Here is a 19211-nt window from a genome sequence, read left to right on the forward strand (position 1 = left end):
ATGAAATATTATGTTTAAGAAATTTATTCGCAGACCCGTTCTGTCTATAGTAATCTCACTGATTATACTATTTTTAGGAATACTTTCACTGGCCAAACTTCCGGTGACACAGTTTCCGTCCATCTCTCCGCCCAAGGTAAATATTACCGCCTCGTATCCCGGAGCGAACAACGAACTATTGATTAAATCGGTAGTCATTCCGTTAGAAAGAGGCCTGAACGGTGTACCGGGCATGAAATATATGACTTCGGATGCCGGTAATGACGGCGAAGCATCTATACAGGTTGTATTCGATCTGGGTACAGATCCGAATGTTGCAGCCGTGAATGTACAGAACCGTGTATCTTCCGTGGTCAACAAACTGCCACCATTGGTTGTCCGTGAAGGGGTAAAAATCACCCGTGAAGAACCCAACATGCTGATGTACATCAACTTGTACAGCGATGACCCTAAAGCCGACCAGAAATTTCTCTTCAACTATGCGGATATCAACGTGATGTCCGAATTGAGACGGGTAAGCGGTGTGGGCTTTGCAGATATACTGGGTACACGTGAATACGCTATGCGCATCTGGCTGAAGCCAGATCGGTTGACGGCCTATAACATCTCTTCCGATGAGGTCATGGAAGCCCTAAACCAGCAAAGTCTGGAGGCTTCTCCCGGAAAAACAGGAGAGAGTTCCGGTAAACGTTCCCAGTCTTTCGAGTACATTCTGAAATATCCGGGTCGCTTCAATAATGAAACAGATTATGGAAACATTATCCTAAAAGCCAAATCCGGAGGTGAATTTGTACGCTTGAAAGATGTGGCCGATGTAGAGTTTGGTTCATCTATGTACGATATTTATTCCACCCTGAACGGTAAGCCTTCAGCTGCAATCACCGTAAAACAATCCTACGGATCCAATGCCAGCGACGTTATCAAAAATGTAAAAGAACTGATGACGGATCTTCAAAAGAACAACTTTCCAAAAGGTATGCACTATGATATCAGTTATGATGTATCCCGGTTTTTGGATGCCTCTATCGAAAAAGTAGTTCATACCCTGTTTGAGGCATTCATACTGGTGGCGATTGTGGTATTTCTGTTTCTTGGGGACTGGCGTTCTACGCTGATACCGGCACTTGCTGTACCGGTGTCACTGGTAGGTACATTTGCTATCATGTCGGCGTTCGGCATTACCTTAAATATGATTTCGCTTTTTGCACTGGTCATGGCCATAGGAGTGGTGGTCGATGATGCGATCGTAGTCATCGAGGCCGTGCACGCCAAGATGGAGGAGAAGAACCTGTCTCCGCTCAAAGCGACAGAAGAAGCCATGCATGAGATCAGCGGAGCCATTATAGCCATTACACTGGTCATGGCCTCTGTATTTATTCCGGTAGCCTTTATGTCCGGTCCTGTTGGTGTATTCTACCGACAGTTTTCCATCACAATGGTGTCTTCTATTATGCTTTCTGGAGTCGCAGCCCTGACATTAACTCCGGCTTTATGTGCACTGATCCTTAAAAACAATCACGGAAAAGCGAAAAAGAAAACATGGATCAACAAATTTCTGGACAGCTTCAACAATATGTTTACCAAAGGTGCCGGAAGATATGAGAAGCTGTTGAATAAAACGGTTACTAAGAAAGCTTTTACTCTTCCTTTGTTACTCGCCTTCTGTATCTGTACCTTCTTTTTAAGTAATTCTCTCCCTTCCGGATTTATACCGGGAGAAGATCAGGGAATGATCTATGCTATTATTCAGACGCCACCGGGATCAACACTGGAAAGGACCAACCAGATTGCAAAAGAACTGTTAAGAGAATCAGAAGATATCGATGGCGTACAATCCGTATCATCGCTGGCAGGATATGAGATCCTGACAGAGGGTACGGGATCCAACTCCGGAACCTGTCTTATCAATCTCAAAAGTTGGGAGGAACGGAAGGAATCTGCCGCAGAAATCATTGAAAAACTGGAAGAAAAAGCCAAAAATATCCCGGGTGCAAACATAGAGTTCTTCCAGCCTCCATCCATTCCGGGCTACGGAGCTGCCGGAGGTTTTGAACTTCGTCTGCTGGATAAAGCAGGAAGCGGAGACTATCAAAAAATGGAACAGGTAAGCAATGATTTTGTGAAGGAACTGAAAAAACGTCCTGAACTGGGTTCTGCCTTTACATTTTACTCTGCCAGTTTTCCGCAGTATATGCTGAAAATAGATAACGATCTGGCTGAACAAAAAGGTGTAACCATAGAAAAAGCTATGGACAACCTGTCTACACTGATCGGTTCCAATTATGAAACCAGTTTCATCCGCTTTGACCGACCTTATAAAGTGATCGTACAGGCTGGACCGCAATACCGGGCTTTACCGACAGATTTATTGAAACTGTATGTAAAAAATGATAAGGATCAGATGGTTCCCTATTCTGATTTTATGCATCTGGAAAAAGTATATGGTCTGTCTGAGATCACCAGACATAATATGTATAACTCTGCAGAGGTGAGCGGATCTCCGGCTCCTGGCTACAGTAGCGGGCAGGCCATTAAGGCTATTCAGGAGGTCGCAAACAGCAAGCTTCCAAGAGGATTTGGTATCGATTGGGCCGGTATCTCCAAAGATGAGGTAAGCCGTGGAAATGAAGCGATTTATATTTTCCTGATCTGTCTGGGATTTGTGTATCTGATCCTGTCAGCTCAGTATGAAAGCTTTATCCTTCCGCTTCCTGTTATCCTCTCTTTACCAACAGGTATATTCGGAGCCTTTTTATGCTTAAAATTATTAGGCCTTGAAAATAATATCTATGCACAGGTAGCTATGGTTATGCTGATCGGTCTGCTAGGCAAGAATGCCGTACTGATTGTTGAATTTGCCGTACAGAAAAAGGCGGAAGAAGGAATATCGGTGGTAAAAGCAGCTATAGAAGGAGCGACAATCCGATTCCGTCCTATCCTGATGACCTCATTTGCATTTATTGCCGGTCTGATCCCGTTAGTGATGGCGACAGGTCCGGGAGCTTTAGGAAACCGTACCATCGGTACTGCGGCGGCAGGAGGAATGTTTATCGGAACCATCTTCGGACTGCTGATTATTCCGGGATTATACTACATCTTCGGAACAATAGCGGAAAGATCACGGTTGGCAAGATATGAAGAAGAAAATCCATTAACAGAAAAAACTGAACCTTATGAACATGATGGAAAATTCGAAGACTAAAAGCATTATCACAGCAATTGCTTTCGCTTTGATACTGGCAGGATGTAAAGCCCCGAAGGCGACCATTGTAAAAGATGAGGTAAAAGAAAATATCCCTCTGAATTTTCAAAGTGGTGAACAGCAGGATACCGTACAAAACAGTGGCACAACGCCGTGGAGACAATTTTTCACGGATCCGAACCTTGTCGCACTTATTGAGACTGCTTTAAAAAATAATCAGGAGCTGCTGATTACTCTTCAGGAAATCGAGATAGCAAAAAGTGGTGTACTTTACAAAAACGGTAAATTAAGCCCGACTGTTGCTGCAAAACTCGGCGCGGGAGTAAGCAAAGCCGGCCGTTATACCAGTGAAGGAGCCGGAGATGCCACTACAGAGATAGAACCTGGAAAAGAGATGCCGGATCCCCTCGGAAATTTTGAAGGGGGGTTAGTCGCCAACTGGGAAGTGGATATCTGGAAAAAGCTACGCACAGAAAAGCAAGCTGCTATTGCTCACTATCTGGCCACTGTAGAAGGTAAAAACTTTGTGCTCTCCAACCTGATTGAAGAAGTGGCGGACAATTACTATGAATTGCTGGCGCTGGACAATCAGCTGGATATTGTACAACAATATATCAAATTGCAGGAAAGAGCTTTGGAGATCTCCAAAATTCAGAAAGAAGCTGCAGCAACAACAGAATTAGCAGTTAAAAAATTTGAAGCAGAACTCTCCAAGTCCAAAGCTACGGCCTATACGATTCATCAGGAAATAACCGAAAAAGAGAATCAGATCAACGCTTTGCTGGGACGCTATCCGCAGCCTGTCGTCCGCACAAAAGAAAGTTTTATGTCGACAATCGCACAACCAGTGTATACAGGGATCCCGTCACAATTGCTGGCGAATCGCCCGGATATTAAAGAAGCTGAATTGGAATTAAAAGCAGCAAAACTGGATGTAGAAGCTGCCCGCAAAGAATTCTATCCGTCACTGGAAATTTCAGCTGCGCTGGGACTCGAAGCATTTAAACCTTCTTATCTGGTGAAAATGCCGGAGTCAATAGCCTTTGGTCTGGCAGGTGAACTTGCGGGGCCGCTGATCAACAAAAGTGCCATAAAAGCCAATTTCCAGACAGCAGATGCCAGACAGCTGCAGGCATTATACGAATACGACAAAACGATACTGAATGCCTATCTGGATATTGCAAACCTGATGTCCAAAGTGAAAAATATAGATCAGTACTATAAAATGAAATCACAGGAAACGCAGGCTTTGGACGAATCTATTGAGATCGCCAATCAGTTATTCAAAAATTCAAGAGCAGATTATCTGGAAGTACTCCTGAATCAACGGGATGCTCTGGATGCCAAACTGGAACTTATAGAAGCAAAGCAAAAACAACTAAGTACGGTTGTCGATATCTATAAAGGCCTTGGCGGAGGATGGAAATAAGACCTCTCTAACATAAAACACCGGTCTCGTTAATGAGACCGGTGTTTTTATGCTTCGATGACAAAAGATTATAATTTTTTGTCTTGTTTAGTAGCCCCAAGCAGAATCGAACTGCTATCTAAAGTTTAGGAAACTTCTATTCTATCCGTTGAACTACAGGGCCATTTGATCTTGAGCGAAGCAAATGTAATATTTCTCTTCTTTCTAAACAATGTCTGCGCATAATTTATAAAGAAATAACAATAGCAAAAATCTATACAACTATAATAAAGATATAGATTTCAACAATTGCTTATTGACAATTGCAATACTTTCATGATGGAATAAGTCGTATCTTTGTAGCATAGAAAAAATTAAAAAACAATATATAATCATGAGCTTTACAGGTAAAAATTTCCCAAGTATTGCAGTAGATGCAATCGATTCATTAGGTGACAATTTAAGTATCAACATTTTTGAAAAAGCAACTCAGGAAGGTAAAAAAGTATTATTGTTCTGGTATCCGAAAGATTTCACTTTCGTATGTCCTACTGAACTTCATGCTTTTCAGGATGCTTTACCGGAATTTGAAAAACGTAACACTATCGTAATCGGTGCTTCATGTGATTCTAACGAAGTACATTTTGCTTGGTTAAATACAGCAAAAGATAATGGTGGTATCGAAGGCGTTACTTACCCTATCCTGGCTGATACAAACCGTAACTTATCCAGTATCCTGGGTATTCTGGAGATCAAAGAAGTGGAGCACCCTGAATATGGTACGCTTGCTGAAGGATCTGCAGTATCTTACCGTGCAACTTACCTGATCGACGAAACAGGTAAAGTATTCCACGAGTCAGTAAACGACATGCCTTTAGGCCGTAACGTTAAAGAATATATCCGTTTGATCGATGCGTACACACACGTACAACAACACGGTGAAGTATGCCCGGCAAACTGGGAAGAAGGTAAAGAAGCTATGCACGCAACGCGTACAGGTGTAGCTGAATACTTGTCAAACCTTAACTAAGTCTGGCTAGCTTTAGCAAAGACTAAAACAAAAAAACAGGGGAAGTATCTGTATTTCCCCTGTTATTTAACCGCTTAAATAAAAAAATCATGTTACAGGAATTAGAAAACGATACGCTACAAGAAATTGTGGACAATAATGATATTGTAATGGTACAATACTCGGCTTCATGGTGTGGAAACTGCCGTATCATGAAACCAAAATTCAAAAAATTAGCCGGTGAGAATGAAAATGTTTCATTTATTATCGTTGATGCAGAGAAGTTCCCGGAATCAAGAAAGTTAGCGAACGTAAATAATCTTCCAACTTTTGCTGCATTCAAAAACGGCAAGCTGATCAATCAGGTTCAAACTAATAAATTCGAAGGATTAATAGACTTATTCAATGAAACTACCAGTAATTAAGCATTTAACAGAGTTTATCGAGCAAAATGATGTGGACTACGTACTGGAGACTATAGAAACGTTGGAAGCATTGACAGAAGTTCCTTCTTTAAAAGATGAAGAACTGGATGTTATCGGTGAATTGATCTCCAATATGTATGGAGCTGTTGAGGTCGATAAATTGATAAAAGAAGGAACTCCTAAAAAAGAAGCACTAAATGTGTTTATGAAAAGAGTTTTGGGCTCGATAGATAAATAATCCGCTAAGCATTGATCTAAAAGTAAGTAGATGATAGTGAAGAAGCACTTTTGCAACAACACATGTGCATAACTTCTTTTTTGTGGAAAATTTATTTTTACAGGTGTTCTGTCAATAGAAATAAAAAACACTACATTTACTATAATAAAGGTTACAATACTTAAAGTTGCAAACAACGGAAACCTGTTTAAAACTCAATTATTCGTCGCTAATTGCAGCTTTAGGTCAAAAAAAGATTTTTTAATTGTTGTTAAAAGGGATCTGTAAAATTACAGATCCCTTTTACTTTTCTGCTACTCGGCGTTACAAAATTATTTATCTTTATTCCTATGATTATACGGAATATCGCTATTGCTCTTTGCATGATCGCAAACACACATCTATTATACGCTCAACCTTCACTCCCGACACCTTCATCCGAAATCAAGCTCAAACTTGAAAAACTAAACTCCCTTGGCTCTGTACTCTATTTTGCGGCGCATCCGGATGATGAAAACACCAGACTTATTGCCTGGCTGGCACAGGAAAAAAAATACAGAACAGCATATCTGTCCCTTACCCGGGGCGATGGAGGACAGAACCTAATCGGTACGGAAATTGGAAAAGAGCTGGGACTTATCCGTACGCAGGAACTGCTAAAAGCCAGATCCATTGATAAGGGAGAGCAGTTTTTCAGCACTGCGTATGATTTTGGTTTTTCGAAGACCTACGCAGAGACCTTTGATTTTTGGGAGAAAGATGAAGTCCTGAAAGAAGCCGTGTGGATTATCCGAAAGTTTCAGCCGGATGTTATTATCACCCGTTTTCCGCCAGATGAAAGAGGGGGACACGGACACCACCAGGCTTCAGCTATACTGGCTATCGAAGCGTTTAAAATTGCCGGAGATCCCAAGGTATATCCCGAACAACTGAAATATGTAAAACCATGGGCAGCCAGGAGATTGCTCTGGAATACCTTTAATTTTGGCAATGTAAATACAACAGCAGCGAATCAGTTCAATCTTGAGATCGGTGATTATAATCCCCTTATAGGTAAGTCTTATGGAGAGATTGCTTCCGAGAGCCGCTCTTCACACAAAAGCCAGGGATTTGGCGCTTCCAGACAAAGAGGAAATGCCAGAGAATACTTTGAGCTGCTGGGAGGCGACGCTCCTAAAACGGACTTAATGGATGGTGTAGAAACTTCCTGGAAAAGAGTAACAGACAATCCGGCTATACAACAAAAAATTACGCAGCTTAATCAAAACTTTAATATCAGTCATCCGGAAGCTTCTGTCACCGGACTGATCGAACTCTTACAGCTGGTCCAAAAAGTAGATGATACGCACTGGAAAACACAAAAGACCAAAGAAATAAAAGAACTGATACTGGACTGTGCTGGCATATGGATAGAAAGTTATACGGATCAGTCAAAATTTGTTTTAGGTACAACCGTTTCTATCGCTAACGATGCTATCGTCAGAAGACCGGACGTTAAAGTCGAGCTCTCGGCAATAAACAATACACCTGTTAATAAATCGCTTAGTTATAACAGCATCTTAACGGAAAAAAATAACCAAACAGCAACACCTGTTTCACAACCTTACTGGCTTGAAAAGGAAGGTACACTGGGAAAATTCAATGTGGATGATTTAACACTTGTTGGCAACCCTGAAAATCCCGATGCCCTGCACAATACTTTTACCCTCAAAATAAACGGTGTGTCCGTCACATTTGATCGTCCGGTATTATTTAAATACACACATCCTGTGAGAGGAGAGGTATATGAGCCGTTAATCATTAGTCCTGCTGTAACGGCTAATATACTGAGCAGTGCTGTTGTCGCACGCCTCGGCGAACCGAAAACGGTAGAAATCTTATTTCAGGCACATACAGATCAACCTCAGACAGCAGAAGTCTCTTTCGATGTGCCAAAGAACTGGACTGTATCTCCACAAAAACTATCCCTGGATTTTAAAAATAAGGAGACTGAAATTTCACAAAAGATAATATTGACACCATTGTCAAAAGATGTCCGTTTAGATTCTTTACAGATCAACATAGGAAATAAGGCTGCTCTTTCTTATCATTCCATTGCATACGAACATATTCCAAAAATCACCTGGTTTCCGCCCGCAAAAGTTCGTCTTACGGGTCTCGATATTAATATTCCTCAGAAAAAAATCGGCTATATCGAAGGAGCAGGAGATCTCGTTGCTTCCAGTCTTAAAGATATTGGTATTAAGGTTACCAATTTACGGGAATCCGAGATTATAAATGATCAGTTGCAGGACTATGATGCCATAATTGTTGGTATAAGAGCTTTCAATGTAAATAGCAGAATGTCTGCCCTGATGCCGCATCTTTTAAAATATGTAAGATCGGGAGGAACGCTGGTAGAGCAATACAATGTAAATAATGGTCTGAAATCGAACACCTTTGGCCCTTACCCGTTTCAGATCTCGCGTGACCGTGTGACTGATGAAAATGCAACTGTACAATTTGACAAGGAAAGTCCGGTTTTACAAACTCCGAATAAAATCACAGCTGCAGACTTCGACGGATGGATTCAGGAACGTGGATTATACTTCGCCTCGCAGATAGACCGCAAATATGCTACTCCACTACTGATGAATGATAAAAATGAATCTCCGAATAACGGATCTCTTTTGGTTGTTAATGAAGGAAAAGGTAAATTTGTGTATACATCCTTGTCTTTTTTTAGACAATTGCCTGCCGGAGTACCGGGAGCTTACAGATTATTTGTAAATTTGCTATCAAAACAATCACAATAAATTAAAAATGGAAAACCACATCGAAAATACAGAAGAAACTGCATTGAATGTTCCTGGATTGATTATTCTAATTGGGGTAATTTTTGGCGCACTGACTGTTCTTGCCTGGAATCTATCTATTCTGGGTGCGATCGGTGGAGCAATCGGAGGCTTTATTTTTGCAGTCATTTTTATTAGTTTTCTTCTAAAAGGAAAACCACATGACAGATAGGGGTTTACCCCCTTTTGTGCGTAGCTGGAGGCAGTTTTATATTTTAGTTGTTCTCTGGCTAGCGCTTTTTATTCTGTTTCTTTACGCATTTACACTGTATTTCTCATGAGTGCGATCGACTGGACCGTACTCTTTCTTACTCTTCTGCTCATTATCTGCTACGGCATATACAAGAGCAGAGGCATCCGCAATATAGACGGCTACCTGTTAGGCAACCGCTCTATGCCCTGGTATAATGTCGGGCTATCTGTAATGGCTACTCAAGCCAGTGCAATCACTTTTCTATCAGCTCCGGGTTTAGCTTACTCCTCCGGAATGAGCTTTGTACAGTTCTACTTTGGACTCCCGCTGGCCATGATTGTGCTCTGTATTACCTTTGTCCCAATCTTTCACCGTTTGCGTGTATTCACTGCATATGAATTTCTGGAGAAAAGATTCGACATCAAAACACGGGCACTTACAGCCATTCTGTTTTTGATACAACGCGGTATATCTACCGGCATTACCATCTTTGCACCTTCTATTATTCTATCGACCATTCTTCATGTAGATGTTACCTATACGACACTGTTTATTGGTAGTCTGGTCGTACTTTATACGGTATATGGAGGAACAAAAGCTGTCTCGTATACGCAGGCCCTGCAAATGAGTATCATCTTTGGCGGACTTCTGGTCGCAGGTTTTATGGTTGTGCATTTATTACCGGAAGATATCGGCTTTAGTAAAGCGCTTCATATTGCCGGAAAATCCGGAAAAACAAATGCCATTGATTTTACTTTTGACCCCAATAATCAATATACGGTATGGACAGGTCTGATCGGAGGTTTCTTTCTTCAGCTGTCTTATTTCGGGACAGACCAAAGTCAGGTAGGGCGTTATCTCACCAGCTCCTCTATCCGGGATAGCCGGTTGGGACTTTTGATGAACGGATTACTGAAAGTTCCCATGCAATTTGCCATTCTATTGATCGGCGTACTTGTATTTGCTTACTATCAGTATCATACCCCTCCTGTATTTTTCAACCAGCAAGAGATTCACAAGCTTCAGGGAAGTAGCTATAATGAGGAATACCAGTCGCTTGAAAAGCAGCATGTACAACTGTATACTGAAAAACAGGCCGTCATCAATGAGTTGACAACAGCACTGGATAAAAATAATGATAAAGCAATAGAAGATGCCCGTCTGAAACTTGAACAATCAAATAAACAGGTACAGGGTGTCAGGGATAACGTAATAGCGCTGATCAAAAAGAACGATAGTAAAGCGGAAGTAAATGATAACAATTATGTATTTCTATCTTTTATAACCAGCACATTCCCTAAGGGTCTTATCGGATTACTTGTGGCCATTATATTCCTTGCTTCTATGGGGGCAACGGCCAGTGCTATCAACTCTCTGGCATCAACGACTATCGTAGATATCTACAAACGATTTATGAATAAAGAGGCTTCCGACCAGGGCTATCTTAATGCATCCAGGGTGATTACATTTGCCTGGGGCATATTTACCATACTCATCGCACTCTACGCCAGTCAGCTCGGCAACTTACTGGAAGCTGTCAATATACTTGGATCCCTGTTCTATGGAACAATATTAGGTATTTTTATTGTAGCCTTTTATGTGAAAAAAATAGGAGGGAGGGCGGTATTCTGGGCAGCAGTGATTTCAGAAATCATTATTGTAGCCATATGGAAAATGGATATTGTTGCTTTCCTTTGGCTCAATCTTATCGGCTGCGCACTGGTTGTCATCATAGGACTTATCCTTCAAGCAACACTGCCACGAAAAACAGAGAAACTGGTAAGCTGAGAATGTTGATTAATATGACAAACAGCCTGTAGGCCCCGGTCCGCACACCTGTCCTTTACATCTGAATCTAATCTACTTTGAATCGACCTGCTGATCAGGATAAAGTTTTTTGAACAAGAACTTAGTATTTCAGGTACAGATTATACAATACACTTTTATCATATAGGGTAAGCTCAGGTCTGAGGTCATTCACAATAAACTTACGTTTGAATGCTACAATAGCTGCAGATAGGTTACGGGTATCGTATCCGATTATTTTCAGTGCATCTATTGGGTTGAAATTTTCTGGAGGGGTCATAAGTGTACGTTCATCATACCAGATCCCAAATCCCCGCTCAGCAAGCTTCTTCCACGGGAAAAATATACTTGGATCATTTTTACGGGTAGGAGCAATATCTCCATGACCGATAAAGTTGGCTGTAGGTATATCGTAGTTTGCTTTTAGGGTATCCAATAAGGTGAGCAAGGCATTGATCTGCACATCGGAAAACGGCTCTCTTCCATTATTATCCAGCTCAATTCCCAGAGAAACGGAATTCATATCTGTAACAGATCCCCATTTACTTGCTCCTGCATGCCATCCTCTCAGATAATCATTGAGCAACTGGTAAACCTCACCTTTCTTACCGATCAGATAATGTGCACTCACTTTGGTATGCTCCAGTGTAAATGTACGAAGCGTCTGCTTGAGGCTGTCCTGAGCGGTATGATGGATAATTACATAATTGGGTTTACGGATGTCAAAATGAATTGCTCCTACCCAATCCAGATCCTTACGCATTCCTTTTTGCTGAAGATCGGCCACTTTATCCACGGTCTTTACTTCCGGAACAGCGCTGTCTGCCGTTTCTTTTGCTCCGCTTGGTTGCGGAAGCTCAGCAGTCAGTGTAGATGCAATCTCTTTGACCTGATTCTGGTACTGTTTATTTGTCTTGGCATATTGATTGGTCTTACAAGCTGAAAATCCTATCACCACCACTAAAACTCCAAATACGGCTTGTATGCCTGCTTTCATTACCTCGGCAAATTAAATGTAAGACCTAAAGCCAGAGATTCTGAGAACTGCAGTTTCGCTTTCGGGTTTTCAGGAGTAACATCATCGCTGTCATACAGCATTATCCCGTTTAAATTAACATTCACTAATCGTGTAATCTTAGCTGTCAGCCATACATCTAAACGATGACTGGGGTCACCGATCTTCTCATAATTCGCAAACAGATTGTAACGACTCTTCAGATTAAGGTTCTTAGACAGATTCTTATCCAGGTTGGCAGTTATCTGAAATGCAAGATCATTTTTAAAAGTTTTTCCGGCCTTAACACCATACTTCTCCTGGTCTTTAGTGATTGTCTGTCCAGGATACTTGATGGCATATTGTTCTATTGTCAAGGGTTTGATACGATCGTCCAAAACGAAGGTCTGACGGGCTGTACCTGTACCAAATCGTACAGAAAACGTATTATCAGGCTTATACTCCAAACCGAAAGATTCCGTAACATATCCCGGAGCCATAAATGCAGAAACAGTTTCTTTTATGCGCTCTACGCCGTCTTTTGTTTCATATGTATAACCTACGTCAAATTGGGATTCAAATGTCAAGGAAGTAAAGAGTGACCAGCTTTTAGATAGTTTATAAGACAGCTTATTGTCCCAGAAAATACGGTCATTATTCTTTTTAGCCATTTGATCCTTATTCTTCACTTTACCATATCGCAGATCTACCTCCGTAATAAAGTTAAAATCATCTTTATTAAATTCGGATTTATGCCAGGCATTTAGTCCCAAAGCTAATGAATTGACCCCTCCACCTTTCCAGCTATCGCTGAATGAAGCCTGATTAGCATTAACCCCAAACCGGCTCCAGTGCTTCCAGTAATCTACTTCCAGCGCCAATTTAGGAATAGGAACATTGATCGGTTTTATATTTAACTTTTGCTTATTCTGATTATTTGTAATAGAGTCCGGTTTTGCCCGAAGATCTTTTAAATCAACCTGAGCATGGGCTGTTTTGAAAAGCAGGCCCATCAATAGAAGAAAAGCGTAGTTTTTTATTTTCATAATAGCTGTTTTGTTAAACAATTATTTATAGGGTGTTATATCTAATGTTACGTCCGGCAGCAAAGGTAAGCGTTTTAATGCAGGATTGCTTATATACTGATCATAACTTGACTGAATATAGGTTGTCATCTGATATTCTGTTGCCGAAATTACAAAAAAATATGATGGCCGGTACTGTGTCATAAAATCCTTTAACCGCTCATCCTTAAGCCCGGTCACCTTTACAACCAATGCCTCCGTAAATTTGTAATCGATCATATTCTCTTTATAATCGTTTTCAATGAGGCGTGTCAACCGTTTTGCATTCTTTACTTCTCTGCTGAAAAGACTGTAAATCGCATTGATACTTACACCTGCTCCTGTTGGTCCGACTGAAAATACACTTCCCGGATCAGCCAGACGGTAAGCCTTATTATAGTTTTCCCGTTCCTGTTGAAGAATCTCTTCAGGTGTCTTCCTGCCTTTGACAGTGACCTCCTGCAGATAAATTGTAGCCCGCTTCAGATAAAACAGGATCACCGGGCTGTCTTCTACTTTTACAGTATCTCCGTGAAACCCTTTAGAGGACGCAATAAGTATATCTCCTTTTTTGGCTTTGATCTGAAACTCTCCTTTTGAATTATTAAAAACCTCGCCACCACCAGTCACATTCCTGATATTCACCTTCGCAATCCTTTGCTTGGTGTCCATATCAAAAACTATTCCTTCTATTTGCTTTTGTGCAAAAAGAGGCGTGATTTTCCCGAGAAATAAAATAAAAAAAAGAATATAAAGGCGCGTTCTCACAAGGTAAAACTACATTATCGAACGCTAATTGTGAAATATTTAACAACTTTTCACTGTTTGCAAACTATTTTGAAATTACAAGCAATTGCCCTATAGAAACATCATCAGCAGTCAATCCATTCAGTTGCTTTATCTGTTCTACAGACACATTATACATTTTACTGAGGGCATATAATGTCTCCTTTGCTTTGACTTCATGAATACGCATCGCCACAGGACTTTTTATCTGCTCAGGTACCACCGCTGCGGGTTCCTGTACAATACGTTGTTCTATTACTTTGTCCACGACTTCCTCACGTTTTTCTTTTTCCACATAAGTCTCGGAGCGGTCATAGCGATACAACTCATACCTTTCGATCATATCAATCAGGAGTTCGGCATAGCGTGGATTTGTGGCATAACCAGCAGATTTCAGTCCTTTTGCCCAACCTTTATAGTCGTTCTTATCCAGCAGGAAAAGCTTCTCGTATCGTTTTCTTAATAAAAATTGAGAGTGATCTTTAAAAGATTGGTCCGGATTATCATATACGCGGAAACAGTCATTTTCGTTATCGTCCGGACGGTTGACACTTCTGCCATTCCATACGCCGCCACACTTGATACCGAAGTGATTATTTGCTTCTCTGGCAAGATAGCTGTTGCCGCTTCCGGATTCGAGTAATGCCTGTGCCAATTTTATACTGGCCGGAATCCCGTATTTATTCATTTCTGAAATAGCGACACCTTTATAACGTTCAATATAGCTCAATCCGGACATACTGGTCGCTCCTTTGCCGGAGGAAGTCTGGCTGCCCTGATTTCCTTTTGAAACAGAGGTTCCATTTTTGCCCTGTAAAACGGTGTGCCTTTTACTTGAACATGATGATGCGACCAGCATAACCATGATGGACAAATAGAAAATCTTTTTCATTGAATACTATAGAGTTTTACCTTGTTATAAAATGCAATAATACTGAAAAAAAAAGCTTATCTCAATTTTGAGGATGTTCCTTGTGAAACATCAGCATCTAATCTGTTGGCAATACGGGATTTATTATCCGAAACCGGAGTATCCAGTTCGTCCAATCCATATCTTTTGATCATACCCAACACCTGAGATTTCCAGCTTTTACTGTGTGAATATCCGGATCTTGCGATTCCGTTTATCCATTGCTGATAATCGTCTGAGTCGTATTTGTCAAAAAGTTTTTGAGTAGAAGTCCTTCGCTTTAGTAAGGCAACGAAGTCATGATATGAATCTAAAATAGAAGAATAGCCTTTGTAGGATGACCGGATGGTCTTGCTATTGTTCTTGCCTTTAATTCCGAAATGGTTATTCAGGTTTTTGGCAACTTTGCTATTTCCATTTGCACTCTCATGCATTGCAATAGCTAAAATAACGGAGGCGGGAACACCCTGTTCGCGGCTCAGACGTTGTGCGATCTGCTTGTGCTCTTCGACATAAGATGTCGGAGAAAATTTCTGTGCAAAAGTAGTTATACTTAAAAAACACAAAAACAACACAAGAAGAACCTTCTTAAAGTTTTTTTCTTGCATAATAAATCATTTAGTCCACAAATCACTTTTTGCGTAATACAAAAAGCCCATCCCGAATAGGTAGAATTAATTTGTCTACCCGTTGATCTTTTGCTAACTGCTCGTTCAACTCGAGAATTTGTTTCGTTTGATTGTCCGGATCCTCCTGCAACACTTTTCCCTTCCATAAAACATTGTCGATCATAATAAGTCCTCCGGACGGAACCCGATCAACCAGTAATTCATAATACTGAAGATTTCTCTTTTTGTCAGCATCTATAAATATCAGGTCAAAATCTCCTGATATCTCTTTTATCACTTCCAGCGCGTCTCCGATATGATACCGGATCTGCTCCTTATATGATGATTCATCAAAATATCCCTGCACACGTTCTTCCTGCTCTGCATTGATATCAATTGTATGGATTTCACCATCTTTACTGAGCCCTTCAGCCAGACAAAGAGTAGCATATCCTGTAAATGTACCGATCTCCAAAATACGTCCCGGCCTTGCCATTTTACTCAAAAAAGAAAGTACTCTTCCCTGATAATGACCCGACAACATATGAGGCATAGTTTCCCGTAAATAGGTCTCTCTGTTGATCCTTTTTAGTAACGCAGATTCCGCGTCACAAGTATGTTCTAAGTACGTATTTAACAGTTCTTCTGACTGATACATGGATGCAAATGTAAATAAGGCTTTTGTAAATACAAAAACAAAAAATCATATCTCACTAAAAATCAAGACATTACTTTATTTCGTTCGTCACAAAGCAAAGTAATGTCCGGATTCAGTAATTCTTAATATAAGCGGGGATTTCTTAGATTAAACCAGATTGGCGGTAATTAATCTCAAAAATTCGGACCGTGTCACATCATTTTGAAATGCACCGGTAAATGCGGATGTAGTTGTAACAGAATTTTGTTTCTGCACACCGCGCATAGCCATACACATATGCTTACATTCCATCACTACAGCTACACCTTGTGCACCAAGTGTCTCCTGAATACAATCCCGGATTTCATTGGTAAGACGCTCCTGTACCTGCAGACGTCTTGCAAAAATATCCACGACTCGCGGGATTTTACTCAGACCCACAATATGCCCGTTGGGAATATAGGCCACATGCGCCTTTCCAAAGAAAGGAAGCATATGATGCTCACAAAGCGAGTATACTTCTATATCTTTTACCACAACCATCTGACTGTAGTCTTCTTCAAACATAGCACCTTTCAATACAGCCGCCGGATCCAGATCATATCCGTGTGTGAGATACTTCAATGCTTTTGCAACACGCTCTGGTGTCTTTAACAGTCCCTCACGTGCGGGATCTTCGCCCAGAGCCTGCAGGATATCGGTATAATGAGTAGCTATTCTGTCAACGTGCAATGGATTATACTTGTCGATTTTAACATAGCCATCCATCTCTTCATGATCTAAACTTGAAGGGTTGCTCATGATCAAATTTTATTTTAAGATTTAATTGCCGAAATATTCGACATAGTTGTTTTCTGTTTCTACTAATTTCACACTATGAAGGATTACATTCTCCTCCTCAAAAAGAGGCTTTAATACATTAAAGATCTCAATAGCGATATATTCCGTCGAAGCCAGTTTGCCTTTCATAAAGTCTACATCAAGGTTCACATTGCGGTGATCCAGCTTTTCGATAATATGATGCAATATGATTTCCTTCATTTTTTTTAAATCGATAAGGAAACCGGTCTCCGGATTTACCTCTCCCTTGACTGTCACAAACAACACATAGTTGTGTCCGTGCCAATTGGGGTTGCTACATTTTCCAAAGACATTTTCATTCTGTTCTGATGACCAGTCCTCTCGGTAAAGTTTGTGCGCAGCACTGAAACGCTCGCGTCGAGTAATAAAAATCATAATGCTGCAAAGATACTGCTTTACGGTTAGATTTGAGTAAATATTAGTATTATTGTAGGACAACGCTTGCTCGTATGAAGACACTTATTGTTGCCGCTACATCCTTTGAAATTCAACCCTTTCTGGAAAAAAAACAGGATTATCCATCCTGTGAGATCCTAATCACGGGGGTTGGCATGACCAATACGGCCTATCAGCTCGGGAAACACCTGGTCAGCAATCCCTATGATCTGATTATTAACGCCGGAATAGCCGGATCTTTTGACAAAAATCTGATGATAGGAGAGGTGCTGCAGATCACAGAAGACCGGTTTGCAGAATTAGGTGCTGAAGACGGAGAAACATTTCTTCCCATAGAAACACTCGGATTTGGCCAATCTGTTTATATTGCAACACCCCCTCCTGACTGGAACACCCGTCTTGACTCTTATAAAAAATGTACCGCAATTACAGTCAATAAAGTACATGGTCATGAACAGACAATTGAAGATATCAACAGGCTATTCCCTTCTGTCTCTTTAGAATCTATGGAAGGAGCGGCTGTATTCATGGCTGCCGGAGAAGAAAACATCCCTGTGATTCAGCTTCGAAGCATTTCAAACTATGTGGAAAGGCGCAACAGAGAGAACTGGAATATCCCGTTGGCAATCAAAAATTTGAACGTCCAACTTTTAGATCTTTTATCCAAATAGGTTTTATTTCTTGTTAATATTGCCATATCAGTCTCCTTTTTTTACCAAAAATGAAGTAAAGTCATATAATTTTGACAGCCGGAACCTTCAAAATATCAATAAATAATAGTAGTTTTGCGTATTAGAATTTGACACTATTTACAACTGATGAGAGAAATACAATTCAGAGAAGCACTTCGCGAAGCCTTAAGCGAAGAAATGCGTAAAGACGAAAAAATATTTTTAATGGGCGAGGAAGTTGCAGAATACAACGGAGCTTATAAAGTAAGTCAAGGTATGCTTGACGAATTCGGACCAAAACGCGTTATAGATACTCCAATCGCAGAGCTTGGTTTTGCCGGAATCGGTGTTGGAGCAGCAATGAACGGCCTTAAGCCTATTGTTGAGTTTATGACATTCAACTTTTCACTGGTAGCAATTGACCAGGTGATCAACGCTGCAGCCAAAATTCATTCGATGAGTGGTGGACAGTTTTCCATCCCTATTGTATTCCGCGGCCCTACAGGTAATGCCGGTCAGTTAGGTGCGCAGCACTCTCAAAACTTTGAGAACTGGTATGCTAATACACCAGGACTGAAAGTTGTCGTTCCATCTAACCCTTATGATGCAAAAGGACTTTTGAAATCAGCTATCATTGATCCGGATCCTGTTATCTTCATGGAATCAGAGGTAATGTACGGCGATAAAGGTCCTGTTCCTGAGGAAGAATACTACCTGGAAATCGGCAAAGCAAATGTCGTAAAAGAAGGTACTGATGTAACTGTTGTTTCATTCGGTAAAATGATTCCTCGTGTTGTTCTTCCGGCTATCGAAGAATTGACAAAAGAAGGTGTAAATGTTGAATTGATCGACTTACGTTCTGTACGTCCTATCGATTATGCAACTATCGTTGAATCTGTTAAGAAAACAAACCGTTTGGTTATTGTTGAAGAAGCATGGCCTCTGGCCTCTATCTCTTCAGAGATAACATACAAAGTACAACGTGATGCTTTCGATTACTTAGATGCTCCTGTAACTCGTGTTACAGCGGCAGATGTACCTCTTCCATATGCGCCTACATTAGTAGAAGCAGCTTTACCAAGTGTAGCTAAAGTGGTAAAAGCAGTAAAAGAAGTTGCTTACTTAAAGAAATAAGTTATCTTATTATAAATTCAGGAAAGCCTCTCAGTGATGAGGGGCTTTCTTTTTGA

The 19211-nt window shown here is 40.8% G+C and carries 18 protein-coding genes and 1 tRNA gene; 10 read left to right on the plus strand and 9 right to left on the minus strand.

The features are described from left to right. The first annotated feature begins 10 nt into the window (after positions 1-10). Positions 11-3202 carry an efflux RND transporter permease subunit gene (locus B4B65_RS00175; RefSeq protein ID WP_293912248.1) on the plus strand — a complete coding sequence of 1064 codons (3192 nt, stop codon included), beginning with the start codon at positions 11-13 and terminating at the stop codon, positions 3200-3202. Further along, positions 3174-4631, plus strand: a complete 1458-nt coding sequence (locus B4B65_RS00180) for a TolC family protein (RefSeq protein WP_293912250.1) — start codon at positions 3174-3176, stop codon at positions 4629-4631. Before B4B65_RS00175 ends, B4B65_RS00180 begins: the two co-directional genes overlap by 29 nt. Positions 4632-4722: 91 nt before the next feature. Here B4B65_RS00180 and B4B65_RS00185 read toward each other — a convergent pair. Further along, positions 4723-4794: transfer RNA gene (locus tag B4B65_RS00185), tRNA-Arg, on the minus strand. Positions 4795-5004: 210 nt separating this feature from the next. Between B4B65_RS00185 and B4B65_RS00190 the strand changes: the two genes are divergently transcribed. The 6 genes from B4B65_RS00190 (at position 5005) to B4B65_RS00215 (ending at position 11076) form a co-directional block, all read left to right on the plus strand. Continuing rightward, a complete protein-coding gene (locus tag B4B65_RS00190; RefSeq protein ID WP_002998573.1) occupies positions 5005-5640 on the plus strand; it encodes a peroxiredoxin in 636 nt (211 codons plus the stop codon). A gap of 89 nt (positions 5641-5729) precedes the next feature. Beyond that, complete coding sequence (locus B4B65_RS00195) at positions 5730-6044, plus strand: thioredoxin family protein (protein WP_002998571.1); 315 nt, start codon at positions 5730-5732, stop codon at positions 6042-6044. Next, on the plus strand, positions 6025-6282 hold the full coding sequence (locus B4B65_RS00200) for a DUF6952 family protein (protein WP_002998569.1): 258 nt from the start codon (positions 6025-6027) through the stop codon (positions 6280-6282). Before B4B65_RS00195 ends, B4B65_RS00200 begins: the two co-directional genes overlap by 20 nt. Before the next feature lie 329 nt (positions 6283-6611). Next, on the plus strand, positions 6612-9056 hold the full coding sequence (locus tag B4B65_RS00205; RefSeq protein ID WP_293912257.1) for a PIG-L family deacetylase: 2445 nt from the start codon (positions 6612-6614) through the stop codon (positions 9054-9056). Positions 9057-9063: 7 nt separating this feature from the next. Then, positions 9064-9267: a hypothetical protein gene (locus tag B4B65_RS00210; protein ID WP_002998565.1), complete on the plus strand. Its 204-nt coding sequence runs from the start codon at positions 9064-9066 to the stop codon at positions 9265-9267. 105 nt (positions 9268-9372) lie between these two features. Next, a complete protein-coding gene (locus tag B4B65_RS00215) occupies positions 9373-11076 on the plus strand; it encodes a sodium:solute symporter (protein WP_293912261.1) in 1704 nt (567 codons plus the stop codon). 121 nt (positions 11077-11197) lie between these two features. Here B4B65_RS00215 and B4B65_RS00220 read toward each other — a convergent pair whose 3' ends face one another. The 8 genes from B4B65_RS00220 to B4B65_RS00255 form a co-directional block, all read right to left on the minus strand. Further along, entirely contained in the window at positions 11198-12091 is an 894-nt protein-coding gene (locus tag B4B65_RS00220) for an N-acetylmuramoyl-L-alanine amidase (protein WP_293912263.1), read from the minus strand. Next, a complete protein-coding gene (locus B4B65_RS00225) occupies positions 12091-13134 on the minus strand; it encodes a DUF3078 domain-containing protein (RefSeq protein ID WP_293912265.1) in 1044 nt (347 codons plus the stop codon). Before B4B65_RS00225 ends, B4B65_RS00220 begins: the two co-directional genes overlap by 1 nt. Before the next feature lie 21 nt (positions 13135-13155). Continuing rightward, the gene (locus tag B4B65_RS00230) at positions 13156-13824 is read right to left on the minus strand and encodes a hypothetical protein (RefSeq protein ID WP_236582335.1); all 669 of its coding nucleotides are present in this window, start codon (positions 13822-13824) and stop codon (positions 13156-13158) included. Between the two features lie 160 nt (positions 13825-13984). Next, positions 13985-14830, minus strand: coding sequence for a glucosaminidase domain-containing protein (locus B4B65_RS00235; RefSeq protein ID WP_201681008.1), 846 nt, complete (start codon positions 14828-14830; stop codon positions 13985-13987). A gap of 56 nt (positions 14831-14886) precedes the next feature. Further along, on the minus strand, positions 14887-15456 hold the full coding sequence (locus B4B65_RS00240) for a glucosaminidase domain-containing protein (RefSeq protein ID WP_003009747.1): 570 nt from the start codon (positions 15454-15456) through the stop codon (positions 14887-14889). A gap of 22 nt (positions 15457-15478) precedes the next feature. Then, positions 15479-16114 carry an O-methyltransferase gene (locus tag B4B65_RS00245; RefSeq protein ID WP_293912274.1) on the minus strand — a complete coding sequence of 212 codons (636 nt, stop codon included), beginning with the start codon at positions 16112-16114 and terminating at the stop codon, positions 15479-15481. A gap of 147 nt (positions 16115-16261) precedes the next feature. Beyond that, entirely contained in the window at positions 16262-16894 is a 633-nt protein-coding gene (gene folE, locus B4B65_RS00250; RefSeq protein WP_293912277.1) for a GTP cyclohydrolase I FolE, read from the minus strand. Between the two features lie 21 nt (positions 16895-16915). Next, positions 16916-17329, minus strand: a complete 414-nt coding sequence (locus B4B65_RS00255; protein ID WP_293912280.1) for a 6-pyruvoyl trahydropterin synthase family protein — start codon at positions 17327-17329, stop codon at positions 16916-16918. Positions 17330-17403: 74 nt separating this feature from the next. Between B4B65_RS00255 and mqnB the strand changes: the two genes are divergently transcribed. Continuing rightward, positions 17404-18021, plus strand: a complete 618-nt coding sequence (gene mqnB / locus B4B65_RS00260; RefSeq protein ID WP_293912283.1) for a futalosine hydrolase — start codon at positions 17404-17406, stop codon at positions 18019-18021. Positions 18022-18168: 147 nt separating this feature from the next. Next, positions 18169-19155, plus strand: coding sequence for a pyruvate dehydrogenase complex E1 component subunit beta (locus tag B4B65_RS00265; protein WP_002998545.1), 987 nt, complete (start codon positions 18169-18171; stop codon positions 19153-19155). Positions 19156-19211: the final 56 nt, after the last annotated feature.

Source organism: Sphingobacterium sp. UBA5789, assembly GCF_002418355.1.
GTDB lineage: Bacteria > Bacteroidota > Bacteroidia > Sphingobacteriales > Sphingobacteriaceae > Sphingobacterium.